We start from the raw sequence: 20,564 nt of genomic DNA, 5'->3' as shown, positions 1-20,564 counted from the left end.
TGCCCCTGCTTGTCTCATTTCTTCAAAATAAGAGCTGCGGCTTTGTAAGTCGCTGCTCAAGTTAAAACTACGGCGCCGGTTGAAGCCTGCGCCGCAGCATTTACGGGCACAACGGTCCTGCCTTGTTACAACGCCGGTTACACGCCGCTTTGCAGCAGCATGTTGCGGATGTGACCAATGGCCTTAGTCGGGTTCAGGCCTTTGGGACATACGTTGACGCAGTTCATGATCCCGCGGCAGCGGAAGACGCTGAACGGGTCATCCAGCGAAGCCAGACGCTCGGATGTCTTGGTGTCACGGCTGTCTGCCAGGAAGCGATACGCTTGCAGCAGAGCGGCTGGACCCAGGAACTTGTCCGGGTTCCACCAGAAGGACGGGCACGAGGTCGAGCAGCAGGCGCACAGGATGCACTCGTACAGACCGTCGAGCTTTTCACGCTCTTCAGGGGACTGCAGACGCTCGATGGCCGGAGCCGGCGTGTCGTTCTGCAGGAACGGCTTAACTTTCTCGTATTGCTTGTAGAAGATGCTCATATCGACAACCAGGTCACGGATAACCGGCAAACCTGGCAGTGGACGAACGATCAGCTTGTTGCCTTTAACCACGGCCGACAGTGGCGTGATGCACGCCAGACCGTTTTTGCCGTTGATGTTCATGCCATCGGAACCGCAGACACCTTCACGGCAAGAGCGACGATACGAGAAACCCTCGTCCTGCTCTTTGATCAGGGCCAGCACGTCCAGCACCATCAGGTCCTTACCACCGGTATCGACCTGGAATTCCTGCATGAACGGCGCAGCGTCCTGATCAGGGTTGTAGCGGTAAACACTGACTTTCAACATGGCAGCCACCCTTAGTAAGTCCGAATTTTCGGTTCAAACGTCGGAACAGTCTTCGGCGAGAAGTTCACGGCACGCTTGGTTACGCGCTTGTCACCCGGGAAGTACAGGGTGTGGCACAACCAGTTTTCGTCGTCACGGTCTTCAAAGTCTTCACGGGCATGAGCACCACGGGATTCTTTACGAACCTCGGCGGCGATCGCCGTCGCTTCAGCCACTTCCAACAGGTTTTGCAGCTCAAGGGCTTCGATACGAGCAGTGTTGAATGCCTGGCTCTTGTCGTTGATCTTGACGTTGCCGATGCGCTGGCGCAGATCCGCCAACTGGGCGATGCCCTTCTGCATGTATTCGCCGGTACGGAACACACCGAAGTAGTTCTGCATGCAGCTTTGCAGCTCGCGACGCAGGGTAGCGACGTCTTCGCCATCGGTGCGCTCGTTCAGCGCGTTCAGGCGCGACAGGGCCGCTTCGATGTTGGCGTCGGTGGCGTCATCGTATTCGATGCCGTCGGTCAACGCTTTTTCCAGGTGCAGGCCGGCCGCACGGCCGAATACCACCAGGTCGAGCAGCGAGTTGCCGCCCAGACGGTTGGCACCGTGTACCGATACGCAAGCCACTTCGCCTACCGCGAACAGGCCGTGGATGATTTCGTCCACGCCGTCGGCGTTCTGGGTGATCGCCTGGCCATGAATGTTGGTCGGCACGCCGCCCATCATATAGTGGCAGGTTGGAACGACCGGCACCGGCGCAACCACCGGGTCAACGTGTGCGAAGGTCTTGGACAATTCGCAGATACCTGGCAGACGGCTGTGCAGCACTTCTTCGCCCAGGTGATCGAGCTTGAGCAGTACGTGGTCGCCGTTCGGGCCACAGCCGTTGCCGGCGATGATCTCTTTAACCATCGAACGGGCCACAACGTCACGACCGGCAAGGTCCTTGGCGTTGGGAGCATAACGCTCCATGAAACGCTCGCCGTGCTTGTTGATCAGGTAACCACCTTCACCACGGCAACCTTCGGTTACCAGTACACCGGCGCCGGCGATGCCGGTCGGGTGGAACTGCCACATTTCGATGTCTTGCACTGGCACGCCGGCACGCAGCGCCATGCCAACGCCGTCACCGGTGTTGATCAGGGCATTGGTGGTGGATGCGTAGATACGGCCTGCACCGCCCGTCGCCAGCACGGTAGCCTTGGCGCGGATGTAGGTGGTTTCACCGGTTTCGATACAGATGGCGATCACGCCGACGAACTCGCCCTTGCCGTTCTTCACCAGATCGACAGCGTAGTACTCGTTCAGGAACGTGGTGCCGGCTTTCAGGTTGCCCTGATAAAGCGTGTGCAGCAGCGCGTGACCGGTACGGTCGGATGCGGCGCAGGTACGGGCAGCCTGCCCGCCTTTACCGTAATCCTTCGACTGGCCGCCGAATGGACGCTGGTAGATACGACCTTGCTCGGTACGGGAGAACGGCAGACCCATGTGGTCCAGCTCGAACACCGCAGCCGGGCCTTCCTGACACATGTATTCGATAGCGTCCTGGTCACCGATGTAGTCGGAACCCTTGACGGTATCGTACATGTGCCAGCGCCAGTCATCGTTCGGGTCGGCGGAAGCGATGGCGCAGGTGATGCCACCCTGGGCCGATACGGTGTGGGAACGGGTCGGGAACACCTTGGTGATCACGGCAGTCTTGTGACCGCCCTGGGCCAGCTGCAGCGCAGCGCGCATGCCGGCACCGCCGCCACCAATAATGATGGCATCAAAGGAAATAGTTGGAATGTTAGCCATGAATCAGATACCCCAAAGAATCTGCACACCCCAGACGAAGTAAGCGAACATCGCGATGCCGCAGACTGCCTGAAAGAGAAAACGGACTGCGGTCGCGGACTTGCCCAGCGCCATCGGCGTCAGGTAGTCGGTCGCGATGGTCCACATGCCGACCCAGGCGTGAGCGCCCAGGGCCACAAGGGCCAGCAGACTGAAGATTCGCATCGCATTGTGGGCGAACAGGCCGTGCCATTGCTCATAGCCGATGCCCGGGTGTGCGACGAGGTATCCGATCAGAAAAATGAAATAAGCCGCGAGAACGACCGCAGACACACGCTGTGCCATCCAGTCATAGAGGCCTGAACGGGACAGATTCGTTACGCTGGTTACCATATCCAAACTCCTGCCAGAACGATCAGCACCACGGAAATGGCGATGATGATTTTCGAGCCCAGGCGGCCGCCTTCCAGCGTCTCACCGATGCCTGCATCCATGATCAAGTGGCGCACGCCGGCTACCAGGTGATAAAGCAGAGCGGACAGGAGGCCCCATGCTACGAACTTGGCCAGCGGGCTGGTCAAGTATGCCTTCACCTCGGCGTAACCTTCCGCGGACTCCAGGGATTTGCTCAATGCGTAAAGCATGATGCCCAGGCCGAGGAACAGGATGATGCCGGAAACACGGTGCAGGAACGACGTAACGCCGGTGATGGGGAGTTTGATGGTCCTTAGGTCTAGGTTTACAGGTCGTTGGCTATTCACGGCTTTTTTTCACACTGAAGAGCCCCTAACAATCAGGGCAAAGTTGTTGGGGAGTGCGACTGGTCAGGTAAGCACCACCCAGGGAGTGCGACCCCCAATGAAAGCAAGCCCAAAAGCCCTTGGCGGTCGGTGGCCGAGTATAGACAGTTAGGCTACTAATGACAACGCGCGCTCCTCACCCTAATAGCGGATTGCGCTGGCGGTATAAAAGGCGTAAACGGCAGTCAATTTCGACGAAAAAGTATGGTTAAAGCCTTCTGGAGCAAGACTTTAGGCAAATTGACTTCTGAATTTATCTCACTATAGTGGTGCGGGCCCTGCGTGGGGGGCTGTCTGATGATTTGAAGCATAAATAGGAGGCCACATGGCTGACAAAAAAGCGCAGTTGATCATCGAGGGCGCAGCCCCCGTCGAGCTGCCCATTTTAACCGGCACCGTTGGTCCCGATGTTATCGACGTACGGGGCCTGACGGCCACGGGCCGTTTCACTTTCGACCCAGGCTTCATGTCGACCGCTTCCTGCGAGTCGAAGATCACCTATATCGATGGCGACAATGGCATTCTGCTGCACCGGGGCTACCCGATCGAGCAACTCGCTGAACAGTCGGACTACCTGGAAACCTGCTACCTGCTGCTAAATGGCGAACTGCCAACAGCCGAGCAGAAAGCCCAGTTCGTCAGCACCGTGAAGAACCACACCATGGTTCATGAGCAATTGAAGACCTTCTTCAACGGCTTCCGTCGCGACGCCCACCCGATGGCCGTCATGTGCGGCGTGGTCGGCGCCCTCTCGGCCTTCTATCACGACTCTTTGGACATCAATAACCCGCAGCATCGCGAAATTTCCGCGATCCGCCTGGTTGCCAAGATGCCGACCCTGGCCGCGATGGTCTACAAGTACTCCATGGGCCAACCCATGATGTACCCGCGCAACGACCTGACGTATGCAGAAAACTTCCTGCACATGATGTTCAACACCCCGTGCGAGATCAAACCGATCAGCCCGGTGCTCGCCAAGGCCATGGACCGGATCTTCATCCTCCACGCCGACCACGAGCAGAACGCCTCGACGTCCACCGTGCGCCTGGCAGGCTCCTCGGGTGCCAACCCGTTTGCCTGTATCGCCGCCGGTATCGCCGCACTCTGGGGCCCTGCCCACGGCGGTGCGAACGAAGCCGTGCTGACCATGCTCGATGAAATCGGCGATGTGTCCAACATCGACAAATTCATCGCCAAGGCCAAGGACAAGAACGATCCGTTCAAGTTGATGGGCTTCGGTCACCGGGTCTACAAGAACCGCGACCCGCGCGCCACCGTGATGAAGCAGACCTGCGACGAAGTACTGAAAGAGCTTGGCATCAAGAACGATCCGCAACTCGAACTGGCCATGCGCCTGGAAGAGATCGCCCTGACCGACCCGTACTTCATCGAACGCTCGCTGTACCCGAACGTCGACTTCTACTCGGGGATCATCCTCAAGGCCATCGGCATTCCAACCAGCATGTTCACCGTGATCTTCGCCCTGGCGCGGACCGTGGGCTGGATCTCCCACTGGAAGGAAATGCTCTCCAGCCCGTACAAGATTGGCCGCCCGCGCCAGCTGTACACCGGCTACGAGTCGCGTGACATTACCAAGCTGGAAGATCGGCACTAAATCCCAGCCAGAAAAAACGGCCTCTTGATGAGGCCGTTTTTTTTGGCTGGGATTTAGTGAGCTGCAAGCTTCCAGCTATAAGCCGCAAGCAAAAAAAATACCCCTGCATCTTTACAGGGGTATCTCTCTACACAGCACTGCTTCTAACTTGCAGCTTGTAGCTTGCCACGTGCAACTGCATCAATGATTCACCGCCCCACTCGCCCCCAGGCCAGTCTGCGAACGCACAAACTGCGGGAAGTACAGCGCACGCTCTTTCTCTGCCGCCGCCGACTTGTCGGTGATGGAGAAGAACCAGATCCCCACGAACGCGATGATCATCGAGAACAACGCCGGGTACTCGTACGGGAAGATGGCTTTTTCATGATGCAGGATCGACACCCAGATGGTCGGGCCCAGCACCATCAGGCCCACCGCACTGATCAAGCCCAGCCAGCCACCGATCATGGCGCCACGGGTGGTGAGGTTTTTCCAGTACATGGAAAGCAGCAGCACCGGGAAGTTACAGCTGGCAGCAATCGAGAACGCCAGGCCCACCATGAACGCGATGTTCTGGCTTTCGAACAGGATACCCAGGCCAATCGCCAATACACCCAGGGCCACGGTGGTGATCTTCGACACGCGAATCTCATCCTTTTCGTTGGCCTTGCCCTTCTTGATCACGCTGGCATACAGGTCATGGGACACCGCCGACGCACCGGCCAGGGTCAAGCCGGCCACCACCGCGAGGATGGTGGCAAACGCCACGGCCGAGATGAAGCCCAGGAAGATACTGCCGCCCACCGCGTTGGCCAGGTGCACCGCCGCCATGTTGTTGCCGCCCAGCAGAGCGCCAGCCGCATCCTTGAACGCCGGGTTGGTGCTGACCAGCAGGATTGCGCCAAAACCGATGATGAAGGTGAGGATGTAGAAGTAGCCGATGAAGCCGGTTGCGTACAACACGCTCTTGCGCGCTTCCTTGGCGTCACTCACGGTGAAGAAGCGCATCAGGATGTGCGGCAGGCCGGCGGTACCGAACATCAGTGCCAGGCCCAGGGAGAATGCCGAAATCGGGTCTTTCACCAGGCCGCCAGGGCTCATGATCGCTTCACCTTTGGGGTGAACCTTGATCGCCTCGGCAAACAGCATGTTGAAGTCGAAGTTGACGTGCTTCATCACCATCAGCGCCATGAACGAAGCACCGGACAGCAACAGCACCGCCTTGATGATCTGCACCCAGGTGGTCGCCAGCATGCCGCCGAACAGCACATACATGCACATCAGGATGCCGACCAGGATCACCGCTACGTGGTAGTCCAGACCGAACAGCAACTGGATCAGCTTGCCCGCGCCCACCATCTGCGCGATCAGGTAGAACGCCACCACCACCAGCGAACCACAGGCCGACAGGCTGCGGATCTGGGTTTGCCCGAGGCGATAGGACGCCACGTCGGCAAAGGTGTATTTGCCCAGGTTACGCAGGCGCTCGGCGATCAGGAACAGAATGATCGGCCAGCCCACCAGGAAGCCGATCGAATAGATCAGGCCGTCGTAGCCGGAGGTGAACACCAGGGCGGAAATCCCCAGGAAGGACGCCGCCGACATGTAGTCGCCGGCGATCGCCAGGCCGTTCTGAAAACCGGTGATCTTGCCGCCGGCCGCGTAGTAGTCGGCCGCCGACTTGTTGCGCTTGGACGCCCAGTAGGTGATGCACAGGGTGGCACCGACGAACGCGACAAACATCACGATGGCGGAGACGTTGAGGGGTTGCTTGTGCACTTCGCCGGTCAATGCGTCAGCCGCCCAAAGGGCGGGAGCAAACAGCGAAGCGCCGAAGAGTGCCAGTAGACGCCGGATCATTGCGCAGCCTCCTTGAGAATCGCATTGTTCAGGTCATCAAACTCGCCATTGGCCCGGCGCACGTAAATGCCGGTCAGGATGAAGGCGGACACAATCAACCCGACGCCCAGGGGAATGCCCCAGGTAATCGACGAACCGGGGCTGATCTTGGCCCCCAGCACTTGTGGCCCGTAGGCGATCAACAGGATGAAAGCGGAGTAGAGCCCGAGCATGATCGCCGAGAGAATCCAGGCGAACCTTTCCCTTTTTCTCACCAGCTCCTTGAAGCGCGGGCTGTTTTGAATCGAGAGGTAAATGCTGTCGTTCATTATTTTTATCCTCGCAGCACAGCTTTTTTATTATTGGAACATGGCCACTGTATGCGGCTCTGGAACAGGTTCCAGACGACCTTAGTAGTAGAGGGAGTGTAGCGAGGGATTGGGAGGGTGCAGAAACATTTGCGGGGCACGAAAATAATGTGGGAGGGGGCGTGTTCCCGATTGCGGTGGGTCAGCCAAAACATCGGTGGCCGACATGTCGCAATCGGGAGCAAGCCCCCTCCCACAAGGGGTTGCATCAAGGCCGGGGGTTATTTAGCGGTCCATTCAGCGACGCGGTCCGGGTGCTTGGCGACCCAGTCCTTGGCCGCAGCATCTGGCTTGGCGCCTTCCTGGATCGCGAGCATGACCTCGCCGATTTCATCCTTGGAGGCCCACTGGAATTTCTTCAGGAAGGCTGCGACTTCCGGCGCTTTCTTCTCCAGGCCCTTGCTGCCGATGCTGTTGACGGTTTCAGCAGCCCCATAAATCCCTTTTGGATCTTCCAGGAAACGCAGTTTCCACTTGGCGAACATCCAGTGTGGCACCCAACCGGTGACCGCAATGGACTCCTGCTTGTCTTCGGCACGGGTCAGTTCGGCGATCATTGCTGCGCCGGAGCTGGCCTGCAGCTTGTAGTCCAGGCCGTAGGCCTTGATCGCTTCGTCGGTCTTGAGCATCACGCCTGAACCGGCGTCGATGCCGACGATCTTGTTCTTGAAGGTGGTGTCGGTCTTGAGGTCTTCGATGGACTTGGCCTTGACGTACTCCGGCACGATCAGGCCGATCTTCGCATCCTTGAAGTTGGGGCCGTAGTCGACCACCTTGTCCTTGTTCTTGGTCCAGTATTCACCGTGGGTCACCGGCAGCCAGGCGGAGAGCATGGCATCGAGCTTGCCGGTGGCGACGCCCTGCCACATGATCCCGGTGGCGACCGCTTGCAGTTTTACGTCGTAGCCGAGCTTCTGCTTGATCACCTCAGCCGCCACGTGAGTGGTGGCAACGCTGTCGGACCAGCCGTCCACGTAGCCGATACTCAGGGTCTTGCTGTCGGCACTGGCAAGTGTGGAGCCCATCGCAACTACCAGAGTGGCAGCTGCGCCCAAGAGTCGTCGCATCTTCATAGTACTTCCCCGAAAGTGCTGCGCCCGGCGGATGCCGAGCGACGTCAACCTGTTGTTATAGGGTGCACCGCGCCCCCATCACGCGCGTCGATCACGGTGGTACGCCATCAGTGGAGTGCTGACGTTTTGATCATCAACCTGAGCGGGCATTCGACCTGCTCTGTCAGCGACCTTGGGTAAGCAAGAAACGACATCACATAGCCAGTAGGACGCTTTGTAGGGTTTAACGCCAATATCCCGCTCGAACTTTGCATGTCAAAAGTATGCAGCCCCACTGGGACGGGACAAATCCGGGTAAGATGCGCGCCTTTGCTCCCCCAGAAAAGCCGACCATGCCCGCCACTGCCCGCTTCCCTGCCCTGCCCTATTGCCTTGCCTTGCTCCTCGGCCTGCTGGCCCTCGTTGGTTACTGGTACGGCCTGGGCCGTTCCGTGGTGCTGCCGGACGTCGCCAGCGCCAGCCACAAGCTGCAATGCGCGTCCTACACGCCGTTCGACAAGGACCAATCGCCTTACGACCAACCGTTCACGCTGCGCCCCGAGCGCGTGGACGCCGACCTCGCCCTGCTGGCCACGCGCTTTGAGTGCATCCGCACTTATTCGATGTACGGCCTTGAGGCCATACCGGCGCTGGCACGCAAGCACGGGCTGAAGCTGATGATTGGCGCCTGGGTCAGCAGTGACCCGATCGCCACCAGAAAAGAAGTCGAGTTGCTGATCGCCGCCGCCAACGCCAACCCAGACGTAGTGACGTCAGTGATCGTCGGCAACGAAGCGCTGCTGCGCAAGGAAGTCACCGCCACGCAACTGGTGAAGCTGATCCACACCGTCAAAAGCCAGATCAAACAGCCAGTGACCTATGCCGATGTGTGGGAATTCTGGCTGCAGCACCCGGAAATCGCTCCGGCCGTGGATTTCCTCACCATTCACCTGCTGCCGTACTGGGAAGATGACCCATCCGGCATCGACCAGGCCCTCAAGCATGTGGGCGATGTGCGCCAGACCTTCGGTCACAACTTCCCCGACAAGGACATACTGATCGGCGAAACCGGCTGGCCCAGCCAGGGCCGCCAGCGCGAGACTGCCGTGCCGAGTCGGGTCAACCAGGCGAAGTTCATGCGCGGCTTCGTCGCCATGGCCGAAGCCAATGGCTGGCACTACAACCTGATCGAAGCCTTTGACCAGCCGTGGAAACGTCTCAATGAAGGTGCCGTGGGCGGCTATTGGGGGCTGTTCGATGCCGATCGCCAGGAAAAGGGCATCCTCGCCGGACCGGTGAGCAATGTGCCGTACTGGCGAGTGTGGCTGGGCGTCGGAGGCGTCATTTTGTTAGCTGCGTTGGTACTGGGCGGCCGCGTACGCAGCACGCGCAACGCACTTGCGCTGCCACTGCTGGGCGCCGTCGCCGCATGCTCAATCGGCACCTGGGCTGAGCTGGCCCGCGTCACGGCACGCTCTACCGATGAATGGGCCTGGGCCGCCGTGCTGGTGGTGTTGAACCTGCTGGTGCTGACTCACGCGGCCCTCGCCCTGAGTGCCCGCGAGGGTTGGCGTGAGCGGGCGTTCGCCTGGATGGAGCGACGTGGAGGCTGGCTGGTGGCAATGGCCGGGTTCGCCGGCGCGGTGATGATGCTCGCCATGGTGTTCGACCCGCGCTATCGCAGCTTTCCCAGCGCGGCACTGGTGCTGCCGGCTTTGGTGTACCTGGTGCGCCCGGTGGGCGGGCCACGTCGGGAGATGCTGCTGCTGGCCCTGATCATCGGTGTCGGCATTGCGCCGCAATTGTACCGAGAGGGTTTGCTGAACCAGCAGGCTTGGGGTTGGGCGGTGGTCAGCCTGCTGATGGTTGTGGCGTTGTGGCGGTGCCTGAGGGTGCGCAAGGTCTGAAACCGCTATCGCAGGCACGCCAGCTCCCACATTTTAACCGCGTTCACAGCGAGCAATATGTGAACCCAATCAAATGTGGGAGCGGGCTTGCCCGCGATGAGGCCTGTCAGGCACCGCGCGGCGTCCTGACCAACCGCAACCCCGCAATCACCAGCGCAAACACTGCAAAACTGGCGTTGTACAACACCAGCGCGGGCACCCCGAACAGCAAGGCCAACAGCGCCAACCCCAGCCCCGTGCGTCCCGGCACGAAGAACGCCAGTACCGCCGGCACCAATGTCAGCCAGCCAAGCACCTGGAAGTGAATCATCAACCCAAGGTTCGAACGCACCTGGCATTCCCAGCGACTGGCCTCGTCGGCGCAGAGGCCGACCCACTGCGCATCTTCCATAAAACCATAGCGTGCGCCATAACTGGCAGCCAGCCATAACGGCAGGGCAATCAGTAGCAAAATCAACGGGAAGCGGCGGGACATGGGGCACTCCGATAGGCGAAAACGGCGCTCAGCTTAATCCCCCGCCGGCCGTTGGCAAGGGACATACACACAATTAGTGTTCACCAATGCGTGGCAAAGTGTATCTTCTGCCTGCTATAGCCCAATTCTGATGTAATTTTCCGACATTTTGGTGCCGAGTGATGGCACTTCGGCGATTACGTGGTGGTCATAGCCTGCGAACTTCATTCAGTACCTTTTCCTCTTAGGGATCCAGTCATGCTCCGTTCCTTGCGCTGCGCTGCCTTGCTGGGCAGCCTATTTTTGAGTGCGTCAGCACTGGCCGTCGATATCGACCAGGCCAGCTATGGCTACCCTTTGACCAACCCGTTCGAAGCGACCATCGCGACCACCCCGCCTGATCTTCGGCCCACCCTGCCGAGCGACGACGAGATCAACCAGTCCGACCACACCCTGAACATGCGCCCCGAGCGCGAGTTCAGCCTGCCGGACAACTTCTGGGCGGTGAAGAAACTCACCTATCGCATCGCCAAGCAGGACCACGCCGCGCCGCTGATCTTCCTGATCGCCGGCACCGGCGCGCGGTTCGACAGCAGCATCAACGAATACCTGAAAAAACTGTATTACCAGGCCGGCTACCACGTGGTGCAACTCTCGTCGCCCACCAGCTTCGACTTCATCAGCGCCGCCTCGCGCTTCGCCACCCCGGGCATCACCCAGGAAGACGCCGAAGACATGTACCGCGTGATGCAGGCCGTGCGTGCGCAGAATGCCTCGCTGCCAGTGACCGACTTCTACCTCACCGGTTACAGCCTGGGTGCGCTGGATGCGGCATTCGTCAGCAAGCTCGACGAGACCCGCCGCAGCTTCAACTTCAAGAAAGTGCTGCTGCTCAACCCGCCGGTCAACCTCTATACCTCGATCACCAACCTCGACAAGCTGGTGCAGACCGAGGTCAAGGGCATCAACAACACCACCACCTTCTATGAGCTGGTGCTGAACAAGCTCACCCGTTACTTCCAGCAAAAGGGCTACATCGACCTCAACGACGCCCTGCTCTACGACTTCCAGCAATCCAAGCAGCACCTGACCAACGAACAGATGGCCATGCTGATCGGCACCTCGTTCCGTTTCTCGGCCGCCGACATTGCCTTTACCTCGGACCTGATCAACCGCCGTGGCCTGATCATTCCACCCAAATATCCGATCACCGAAGGCACCAGCCTCACGCCGTTCCTCAAGCGCGCGCTGCAATGCGACTTCGATTGCTACCTCACCGAGCAAGTCATTCCGATGTGGCGTGCGCGCTCCGATGGCGGCAGCCTGCTGCAACTGGTCGATCAGGTCAGCCTGTACGCGCTGAAGGACTACCTGCATGACAGCCCGAAAATCGCGGTGATGCACAATGCCGATGACGTGATCCTCGGCCCTGGCGACCTGGGTTTCCTGCGTAAAACCTTCGGTGATCGCTTGACCGTCTACCCGCTGGGCGGCCACTGCGGCAACCTTAATTACCGCGTCAACGCCGACGCCATGCTGGAGTTCTTCCGTGGCTAAATATCTTCTGCTGCTTGCCGCCCTGATGTGCGCAGGCGTGGCCAATGCCGACAACAGCAAGGCCCATGAGCCAGTCAAGGTCGACGCCGATGGCTTCAAGGAACCGCTGACCAAGCTCAAGTTCAACCCGGGCCTGGACCAGCGCGAGTTCGAGCGTTCGTCGCTCACCGCCCTCAACGTGTACGACCCGCTGGAATCGTGGAACCGCCGCGTGTACCACTTTAATTACCGCTTCGACCAATGGGTGTTCCTGCCGGTGGTCGACGGTTATCGCTACGTCACGCCCAGTTTCCTGCGCACCGGCGTGAGCAACTTCTTCAACAACCTGGGCGATGTGCCCAACCTGCTCAACAGCCTGCTGCAGCTCAAGGGCCACCGCTCGCTGGAAACCACCGGGCGTCTGCTGGTCAACACCACCATCGGCATCGCCGGCCTATGGGACCCGGCCACCTCCATGGGCCTGCCGCGCCAGAGCGAAGACTTCGGCCAGACCCTGGGTTTCTACGGCGTGCCCGGCGGCGCGTACCTGGTGCTGCCGATCTTCGGTCCGTCGAACCTGCGTGACACTACCGGGCTACTGGTGGACTACACCGCCGAAAACCAGATCAACTTCCTGAACGTGGCCGAAGTCAGCTCCAACCATCCGGAAATCTGGGCGTTGCGAGCAGTAGACCGGCGTTATCAGACCAGCTTCCGCTACGGTCAGATGAACTCGCCGTTCGAGTATGAGAAGGTGCGGTATATCTACACCGAATCGCGCAAGTTGCAGATTGCCGAGTAAACCGCGTCGATAAAAAAAGGCCATTCAACCGAATGGCCTTTTTTTGCCTTTTAAACAGACAAGTACCCAATTAAATATTCCGCCACGACCACCCTTGAGCAGCCTTTCAAAGTGAACGCGATGCAGACTCAGGCGCCACCCTTGGGGGGCACATTGTTGAGGCTCGCGGATGGCCGGTGCTACCATGCGCAACCGCCTGTCCTGGCAAGGAAATCTCTGGTTTATGAGCACCATTCGCGAGCGCAATAAAGAAAAGATCCTGCGGGCGGCGAGCGAGGAGTTTGCCGACAAGGGCTTCGCCGCAACCAAAACCAGCGACATCGCCGCCAAGGCCGGGCTGCCCAAGCCCAACGTCTACTACTACTTCAAGTCCAAGGACAACCTCTACCGCGAGGTGCTCGAGAGCATCATCGAGCCGATATTGGCCGCCTCCACGCCGTTCAATCCCCAAGGCGACCCCAAGGAGGTATTGAGCAACTACATCCGCTCGAAAATCCGCATCTCCCGCGACCTGCCCTTCGCCTCCAAAGTATTCGCCAGCGAAATCATGCACGGCGCGCCGCACCTGAGCGGGGAGCAAGTCGAACAACTGAATGCCCAGGCCAGGCACAATATCGACTGCATCCAGAGCTGGGTGGATCGCGGGTTGATCGCAGCGATCGATCCCCATCACCTGATGTTCAGCATCTGGGCGGCCACCCAGACCTATGCGGATTTCGACTGGCAGATTTCAGCCGTGACCGGCAAGGCCAGGCTGGATGAGGCCGACTATGAGGCGGCGGCGCAGACGATTATCCGGTTGGTGTTGAAGGGATGTGAGCCGGACTGATAGATCCGGGCGAGGCCATCGCAGGCAAGCCAGCTCTTATCAAACACAAAATAACGTATTGATTTTAAACCTTAAGTTCCAGGCAGCCACATTCCTGTGGCGAGCGGGCTTGCCCTAATGCCGTTCAGTTAAGCGCAGATTCCCTGTGGCGAGCAGGCTTGTCCTGCGTTGGGCTGCGCAGCAGCCCCAAAGCCAGGCGCTGAGCCGTATCAGGTACACCGCGTTTTGCTCGATTGGGGACGCTTCGCACCCCAACGCGGGGCAAGCCCGCTCGCCACAATACGCCCACACATTTTCCTTAACTGAACGGCATTAGGGCGAGCCCGCTCGCCACAGAGGCCCCAGTTTGCTGCGCGACAGCGCTACGTCGAAGAGGTAGTGGGGACTCCCACAGGATTACACCGCCCAATGTGGGGGCTGGCTTGCCTGCGATGGGGCCCTGAAGATAATCCAGTCAATCTGGCACCCCCGCGTCCGCCAGCAACCCCAGCCCCTCAATCGCCGTAATCGCGCACCGCTCATCAATATCCGACGTATCCCCGCTGATCCCGATCGCCCCCAGCACCACGCCCGCTCCATCCCGAATCAACACCCCGCCCGGTGCCGGCACCACGCTGCCGCGTCCCAGGCTGTTCAATGCGGCGATAAACGCCGGGCGCTGCTGTGCGTCCAACGCCAGCAGGCGTGAGCCCTTGCCCATTGCAATAGCCCCCCAGGCCTTGCCGGTGGCGATCTGCGGGCGCAGCAGGCTGGCGCCGTCTTCACGTTGAAGGGTGATCAGGTGGCCGCCGCTGTCGAGTACCGCGATGGTCAGCGGTGCGGCGGACATCGCACGGCCGGCGGCGATGGCGTGGCAGGTCAATTGAGTAGCGAGTTTCAAGCTTAACGCGCTCATGGTGCCGTCCTTTTTCTTGTTATCAGGATGCGCTCAAGGCCTGTTTGATCAAGCCGCGAATAAAAACAGAATACATTTACTATTATTTTTGTATACAAAAAACTCCAACAAAGCCTCTAAACACCGCACATAAAACGTCGAAAGACGTAAAAGCCTGCTCATAAAATGCATTGACCTGCACAGCCCGCCGTGAATAAACTCCGACAAAACGCAATTTGTATACAATTATAAAAATACGAGGCGACAAAAAAATGAGCAGAATGAGAGCAATCGAAGCCGCCGTACTGGTGATGCGTAGCGAGGGCGTGAACACCGCCTTCGGTATCCCGGGCGCCGCGATCAACCCGCTGTATTCGGCCTTGCAGAAAATTGGCGGCATCGATCACATCCTTGCTCGCCATGTTGAAGGCGCCTCGCACATGGCCGAGGGCTATACCCGCACCAAGGCCGGCAATATCGGCGTGTGTATCGGCACTTCGGGTCCGGCGGGCACCGACATGGTCACCGGCCTCTACAGCGCGTCAGCCGACTCCATCCCTATCCTGTGCATCACCGGCCAGGCGCCCCGTGCCCGCCTGCACAAGGAAGACTTCCAGGCCGTCGACATCACCAGCATCGTCAAGCCGCTGACCAAGTGGGCGACCACCGTGCTGGAGCCGGGCCAGGTGCCCTACGCGTTCCAGAAGGCCTTTTATGAAATGCGCTCCGGCCGCCCCGGCCCGGTATTGATCGACCTGCCGTTCGATGTGCAGATGGCCGAGATCGAATTCGACATCGACGCCTACCAGCCGCTGCCCCTGGCCAAGCCGCTGGCCACCCGCCTTCAGGTGGAAAAGGCCCTGGCTCTGCTCGATGCGGCCGAACGCCCGTTACTGGTGAGCGGCGGCGGCGTGATCAATGCCGACGCCAGCGACTTGCTGGTGGCGTTCGCCGAACTGACCGGCATCCCGGTGATTCCGACCCTGATGGGCTGGGGCACCCTCCCGGATGATCACCCGCAGATGGTGGGCATGGTCGGCCTGCAAACCTCGCACCGGTATGGCAACGCGACCCTGCTCAAGTCAGACCTGGTGCTGGGCATCGGCAACCGCTGGGCCAACCGCCATACCGGCTCGGTGGAGGTGTACACCGAGGGGCGCACGTTCATCCATGTCGACATCGAACCGATGCAGATCGGCCGCGTATTCACCCCGGACCTGGGTATTGTTTCCGACGCCGGCGCCGCACTGACGATGTTCATCGAGGTGGCCCGCGAATGGAAAGCCGCCGGCAAACTCAAGGACCGCAGCGCCTGGTTGCATGACTGCCAGCAACGCAAGGCCACCCTGCAGCGCAAGACCCACTTCGATAACGTGCCGGTCAAGCCGCAGCGGGTGTACGAAGAGATGAACCAGGTGTTCGGCAAAGACACCTGCTACGTCAGCACCATCGGCCTGTCGCAGATTGCCGGCGCGCAATTCCTGCACGTTTATAAACCCCGCCACTGGATCAACTGCGGCCAGGCCGGCCCCCTGGGCTGGACCATTCCGGCGGCCCTCGGCGTGGTCAAAGCTGACCCGAGCCGCAGGGTGGTGGCGCTGTCGGGCGACTATGATTTCCAGTTCATGATCGAAGAACTCGCGGTGGGCGCACAGTTCAAGCTGCCGTATATCCATGTGGTGGTGAACAATTCCTACCTGGGCTTGATACGCCAGGCCCAGCGCGGCTTTGACATGGATTATTGCGTGCAGCTGTCTTTCGACAACCTCAACGCGCCGGAGCTGAACGGCTATGGCGTCGACCATGTGGCCGTCGCCGAAGGCCTGGGCTGCAAGGCGCTGCGGGTGTTCGAGCCGGGCCAGATCCAGCCGGCGCTGCGCAAGGCGCAGGAAATGATCGAAGAATTCAAGGTACCGGTGATCGTTGAGATTATTCTGGAGCGCGTGACCAATATTTCCATGGGCACCGAGATCAACGCCGTCAATGAATTCGAAGACCTGGCGCTGGTCGGCAACGATGCGCCGACTGCCATTGCCCTGCTCGATTAAGGAGAACCCTATGCCGCGCTTTGCCGCCAACCTGTCCATGCTGTTTACCGAACAGGATTTCCTCGCCCGTTTCAAGGCGGCCGCCGACGCCGGTTTCACCGGCGTCGAATACCTGTTCCCGTACGAGTTCGGCTCCACCGAAATCAAGACGCAGCTCGAGGCCAACGGCCTCACGCAGGTGCTGTTCAATCTGCCGGCCGGTGACTGGGCCAAGGGTGAGCGCGGCATCGCGTGCCACCCTGACCGGGTCGAGGAGTTCCGCGCCGGGGTCACGCTCGCCATCGCCTACGCCCAGGTGCTGGGCAATACCCAGGTCAACTGCCTGGCGGGCATTCGCCCCGAAGGGGTGGACGATAAAACCGTGGAGCAGACTTTTGTCGCCAACCTCAAGTACGCCGCCGAACACCTTCAGGCGGCGGGCATCCGGCTGGTGATGGAAATGATCAACACCCGCGATATCCCGGGGTTCTACCTCAACAACAGCGCGCAAGCCCTGGCGACCCGCGAGCAGGTGGGCAGTGACAATCTGTTCCTGCAATACGACATCTACCACATGCAAATCATGGAGGGCGACCTGGCCCGAACCATGGCCACTCACCTGGAGGTGATCAACCACATCCAACTGGCCGACAACCCAGGGCGCAACGAGCCGGGCACCGGCGAGATCAACTACCGCTTCCTGTTCGAACATCTGGACCGCATCGGGTACCAGGGTTGGGTCGGCTGTGAATACAAGCCGTCGACCACCACCGAAGCTGGTTTGGGTTGGCTCAAAACTCACAACGCGATCTAACAAACACAACACAGAACCAAATGTGGGAGGGGGCAAGCCCCCTCCCACATGGGACCTGCTGTGTAATAAAAAGAGGATTTTTTCATGGCTAACATCGGTTTTATCGGCACCGGCATCATGGGCCTGCCCATGGCTGCGAACCTGCAAAAGGCTGGTCATCAATTGTTTCTCTGCGAACACCACAGCAAGGCGCCGGCTGAACTGATCAGCGCCGGCGCCGTGGCCCTGGCCACCCCGCAGCAGGTGGCGCGGGAGGCCGAGTTCATCATCGTGATGGTGCCCGACACGCCGCAGGTCGAGGACGTGCTGTTCGGTGCCAACGGCGTGGCCACCGGGCTGTCGCCAGACAAGGTGGTAATCGACATGAGTTCGATCTCCCCCACCGCCACCAAAGCCTTTGCGGCGAAGATCAATGAGACCGGCGCGCACTACCTCGACGCACCGGTGTCCGGCGGTGAAGTCGGCGCCAGGGCCGGCAGCCTGAGCATCATGGTCGGTGGTCAGCCGCAGACCTTTGAGCGCGCCCTGCCGCTGCTGCAGAGCCTGGGCAAGAACATCACGCTGGTCGGCGGCAATGGCGATGGCCAGACGGCCAAGGTGGCCAACCAGATCATCGTGGCGCTGAACATCCAGGCGGTGGCCGAAGCATTGCTGTTCGCGGCAAAAAACGGCGCCGACCCGGCCAGGGTGCGCGAAGCGCTGATGGGTGGCTTTGCCGCCTCCCGAATCCTCGAAGTGCACGGTGAACGCATGATCAACGGCACCTTCGACCCGGGCTTTCGTATCAACCTGCACCAGAAGGATTTGAACCTGGCGCTGGCCGGGGCAAAGGAGCTGGGGATCAACCTGCCCAATACCGCCGCCACCCAGCAGGTGTTCAGTACCTGCAAGGCACTCGGCGGTGGCAACTGGGACCATTCGGCACTGATCAAGGGCCTCGAGCACATGGCGAACTTCTCGATTCGCGAAGGATAAATGCAGTCCCTGTGGGAGGGGCTTGTTCGCGATGGGTCCACCACGGTCGCTCTGACTCACCCAAAACCCGCCGCCGCATGGACAGCCCCTTCGAATCCCCATAGGCTTGCCCGACCTTCGATTCGGGCGTTCTTTATGCACAGCAATAACGATTGGCGTCAGCGGCTCTACGTCATGGTTTTCCAGAGCGACACCGTGGCCGGGCGGCGCTTTGACGGCATCCTGCTGCTGATCATTCTCGCCAGCCTGGTGATCGTGATGCTCGACAGCATCGACCAGGTCCACCAGAACTACGCCAATGTGCTGGCCTATATCGAGTGGGGCTTCACGCTGATCTTCGCCGTCGAGTACTGCCTGCGCCTGTATTGCTCGCCCAAGCCGTTGCGTTATGCCTTCAGTTTTTATGGGCTGGTGGACCTGCTGGCCATCGTGCCCGGCATCCTCGCGCTGTATTACAGCGACGCGCAGTACCTGTTGATCATCCGCATCATCCGCATGCTGCGGATTTTCCGCGTACTCAAGCTCAGCCCCTACCTCAAGCAGGCCAACTACCTGATGGCGGCGCTGCGCGGCAGCAAGCAGAAGATCGTGGTGTTCCTGGTCAGCGTGTGCACCCTGGTGACCGTGTTCGGCACCCTGATGTACGTGATCGAAGGCCCGGAACACGGCTTTACCAGCATTCCCAAGGGCATCTACTGGGCGATCGTGACGCTGACCACCGTGGGCTTTGGCGATATCGTGCCCAGGACCCCGCTGGGCCAGGTGATTTCGTCACTGGTGATGATCACCGGTTACTCGATCATCGCCGTGCCCACCGGGATTTTCACCGCTGAACTGGCCAGCGCGATGCGCGGTGAACAGCTGCAAACCGACTGCCCGGTGTGCAAGAAAGACAGCCATGAGCCCAACGCAGCGTTCTGTTCGCGCTGTGGCAGCAATCTTTTCAAGAAAGTGGAATAAGCAAAGTTCTTTTTAATCTTTAAGGCGCTATGCGGGTGCCGCTATAGTCGCTGGCAAAGTGCCTCCCCTCTTCTCGAACAACAAGGAATGAGCAGTGAAAAAACTCGTTAGCGCCTCTCTGCTGGCCGCCGGCCTTGCCCTCGCGGGCGCCGTGCAGGCAGCCCCCGTCACACTGCTCAACGTCTCCTACGACGTGATGCGCGATTTCTACAAGGACTACAACGCAGCCTTCCAGAAGCACTGGGACAGCGAGCACCCGAACGACAAGCTGACCCTGCAGATGTCCTTCGGCGGCTCCAGCAAACAGGCGCGCTCGGTCATCGATGGGCTGCCGGCCGACGTGATCACCATGAACATGGCCACCGACATCAATGCCCTGGTCGATAACGGCAAACTGGTGCCGGACAACTGGGTCACGCGCCTGCCGAACAACAGCGCGCCGTTCACCTCGGCCACCGTGTTCATCGTGCGCAAGGGCAACCCGAAAGCCCTGAAAGACTGGCCGGACCTGTTGAAAGACGGTGTGCAAGTGATCGTGCCCAACCCCAAGACGTCCGGTAACGGCCGCTACACCTACCTGTCGGCCTGGGGCTATGTACTCAAGAACGGTGGTGACGAAGACAAGGCCAAGGCGTTTGTCGGCAAGCTGTTCAAACAGGCGCCAGTGCTGGACACCGGTGGCCGCGCCGCGACCACCACGTTCATGACCAACCAGATCGGCGACGTGCTGGTGACCTTCGAGAACGAAGCGGAAATGATCGCCCGTGAATTCGGCCGCGATCAGTTCGAAGTGATCTACCCAAGCGTCTCCGCCGAGGCCGAGCCGCCAGTGTCGGTGGTCGACAAGGTCGTCGACAAGAAAGGCACCCGCGCAGCCGCCGAAGACTACCTGAAGTACCTGTGGTCGCCCGAAGGCCAGGAAATTGCCGCCAACAACTACCTGCGCCCACGTGACCCGGCAGTGCTGGCCAAGTACACCGACCGTTTCCCGAAAGTCGACTTCCTGTCGGTGGAGAAGACCTTTGGCGACTGGCGCACCGTGCAGAAGACCCACTTCAATGATGGCGGCGTGTTTGACCAGATCTACTCCGGTCAATAATCAAACGCGGTCATAACTGTGGGAGCTGG

The 20,564-nt window shown here is 59.9% G+C and carries 19 protein-coding genes; 10 read left to right on the top strand and 9 right to left on the bottom strand.

Features of this window, described 5'->3' with window-relative positions; all coding sequences use genetic code 11:
- Positions 1-137 precede the first annotated feature (137 nt).
- The 4 genes from JOE32_RS00925 to sdhC are packed head-to-tail and all read right to left on the bottom strand — an operon-like array spanning position 138 to position 3,366.
- Positions 138-842 (bottom strand): succinate dehydrogenase iron-sulfur subunit, encoded by a 705-nt coding sequence (locus JOE32_RS00925; protein ID WP_003172807.1) that lies wholly within the window; start codon positions 840-842, stop codon positions 138-140.
- A gap of 11 nt (positions 843-853) precedes the next feature.
- Positions 854-2,626, bottom strand: a complete 1,773-nt coding sequence (gene sdhA / locus JOE32_RS00920; protein WP_209980618.1) for a succinate dehydrogenase flavoprotein subunit — start codon at positions 2,624-2,626, stop codon at positions 854-856.
- 3 nt (positions 2,627-2,629) lie between these two features.
- Entirely contained in the window at positions 2,630-2,998 is a 369-nt protein-coding gene (sdhD, locus tag JOE32_RS00915; RefSeq protein ID WP_209980616.1) for a succinate dehydrogenase, hydrophobic membrane anchor protein, read from the bottom strand.
- Positions 2,992-3,366 (bottom strand): succinate dehydrogenase, cytochrome b556 subunit, encoded by a 375-nt coding sequence (gene sdhC / locus JOE32_RS00910; protein WP_057008337.1) that lies wholly within the window; start codon positions 3,364-3,366, stop codon positions 2,992-2,994. Before sdhC ends, sdhD begins: the two co-directional genes overlap by 7 nt.
- Before the next feature lie 364 nt (positions 3,367-3,730).
- On the opposite strand from sdhC, the gene gltA reads away from it, so the two are divergent.
- A complete protein-coding gene (gene gltA, locus JOE32_RS00905) occupies positions 3,731-5,020 on the top strand; it encodes a citrate synthase (RefSeq protein WP_090407109.1) in 1,290 nt (429 codons plus the stop codon).
- A 180-nt stretch (positions 5,021-5,200) separates the two neighbouring features.
- Here gltA and JOE32_RS00900 read toward each other — a convergent pair whose 3' ends face one another.
- From JOE32_RS00900 to JOE32_RS00890, 3 genes are all read right to left on the bottom strand, one after another.
- Positions 5,201-6,859, bottom strand: a complete 1,659-nt coding sequence (locus JOE32_RS00900) for a cation acetate symporter (RefSeq protein WP_209980614.1) — start codon at positions 6,857-6,859, stop codon at positions 5,201-5,203.
- A complete protein-coding gene (locus tag JOE32_RS00895; protein ID WP_003190001.1) occupies positions 6,856-7,167 on the bottom strand; it encodes a DUF485 domain-containing protein in 312 nt (103 codons plus the stop codon). Before JOE32_RS00895 ends, JOE32_RS00900 begins: the two co-directional genes overlap by 4 nt.
- A 260-nt stretch (positions 7,168-7,427) precedes the next feature.
- Positions 7,428-8,279: a glycine betaine ABC transporter substrate-binding protein gene (locus JOE32_RS00890; protein ID WP_209980612.1), complete on the bottom strand. Its 852-nt coding sequence runs from the start codon at positions 8,277-8,279 to the stop codon at positions 7,428-7,430.
- Between the two features lie 332 nt (positions 8,280-8,611).
- Here JOE32_RS00890 and JOE32_RS00885 point away from each other — a divergent pair, with 332 nt between their 5' ends.
- Entirely contained in the window at positions 8,612-10,165 is a 1,554-nt protein-coding gene (locus JOE32_RS00885) for a glycosyl hydrolase family 17 protein (protein ID WP_209980610.1), read from the top strand.
- A gap of 106 nt (positions 10,166-10,271) precedes the next feature.
- On the opposite strand, the gene JOE32_RS00880 is transcribed toward JOE32_RS00885, so the two are convergent.
- Positions 10,272-10,640: a hypothetical protein gene (locus JOE32_RS00880; RefSeq protein WP_209980608.1), complete on the bottom strand. Its 369-nt coding sequence runs from the start codon at positions 10,638-10,640 to the stop codon at positions 10,272-10,274.
- A 237-nt stretch (positions 10,641-10,877) separates the two neighbouring features.
- On the opposite strand from JOE32_RS00880, the gene JOE32_RS00875 reads away from it, so the two are divergent.
- From JOE32_RS00875 to JOE32_RS00865, 3 genes are all read left to right on the top strand, one after another.
- Entirely contained in the window at positions 10,878-12,176 is a 1,299-nt protein-coding gene (locus JOE32_RS00875; RefSeq protein WP_209980607.1) for a serine/threonine protein kinase, read from the top strand.
- A complete protein-coding gene (locus tag JOE32_RS00870; RefSeq protein WP_209980604.1) occupies positions 12,169-12,957 on the top strand; it encodes a VacJ family lipoprotein in 789 nt (262 codons plus the stop codon). Before JOE32_RS00875 ends, JOE32_RS00870 begins: the two co-directional genes overlap by 8 nt.
- A 223-nt stretch (positions 12,958-13,180) precedes the next feature.
- Positions 13,181-13,786, top strand: coding sequence for a TetR/AcrR family transcriptional regulator (locus JOE32_RS00865; RefSeq protein ID WP_057008345.1), 606 nt, complete (start codon positions 13,181-13,183; stop codon positions 13,784-13,786).
- A 454-nt stretch (positions 13,787-14,240) separates the two neighbouring features.
- Here the strand turns inward: JOE32_RS00865 and JOE32_RS00860 are convergent, their stop codons facing one another.
- Positions 14,241-14,681: a heme-binding protein gene (locus tag JOE32_RS00860; RefSeq protein ID WP_209980602.1), complete on the bottom strand. Its 441-nt coding sequence runs from the start codon at positions 14,679-14,681 to the stop codon at positions 14,241-14,243.
- Between the two features lie 251 nt (positions 14,682-14,932).
- Between JOE32_RS00860 and gcl the strand changes: the two genes are divergently transcribed.
- From gcl to JOE32_RS00835, 5 genes are all read left to right on the top strand, one after another.
- Positions 14,933-16,708 carry a glyoxylate carboligase gene (gcl, locus tag JOE32_RS00855; protein ID WP_209980599.1) on the top strand — a complete coding sequence of 592 codons (1,776 nt, stop codon included), beginning with the start codon at positions 14,933-14,935 and terminating at the stop codon, positions 16,706-16,708.
- 10 nt (positions 16,709-16,718) lie between these two features.
- Complete coding sequence (gene hyi, locus JOE32_RS00850; RefSeq protein ID WP_209980596.1) at positions 16,719-17,501, top strand: hydroxypyruvate isomerase; 783 nt, start codon at positions 16,719-16,721, stop codon at positions 17,499-17,501.
- An 84-nt stretch (positions 17,502-17,585) separates the two neighbouring features.
- Positions 17,586-18,476, top strand: a complete 891-nt coding sequence (locus JOE32_RS00845) for a 2-hydroxy-3-oxopropionate reductase (RefSeq protein WP_209980594.1) — start codon at positions 17,586-17,588, stop codon at positions 18,474-18,476.
- 135 nt (positions 18,477-18,611) lie between these two features.
- A complete protein-coding gene (locus tag JOE32_RS00840) occupies positions 18,612-19,436 on the top strand; it encodes an ion transporter (protein ID WP_209980591.1) in 825 nt (274 codons plus the stop codon).
- A gap of 94 nt (positions 19,437-19,530) precedes the next feature.
- Positions 19,531-20,535 (top strand): sulfate ABC transporter substrate-binding protein, encoded by a 1,005-nt coding sequence (locus tag JOE32_RS00835; protein ID WP_209980589.1) that lies wholly within the window; start codon positions 19,531-19,533, stop codon positions 20,533-20,535.
- The last annotated feature ends 29 nt before the right edge of the window (positions 20,536-20,564 follow it).

Origin of the sequence: Pseudomonas sp. PvP025 (assembly GCF_017832155.1) — a bacterium.
In the GTDB taxonomy this organism is placed as follows: domain Bacteria; phylum Pseudomonadota; class Gammaproteobacteria; order Pseudomonadales; family Pseudomonadaceae; genus Aquipseudomonas.
This window is presented reverse-complemented; position numbering and strand designations above follow the sequence as displayed.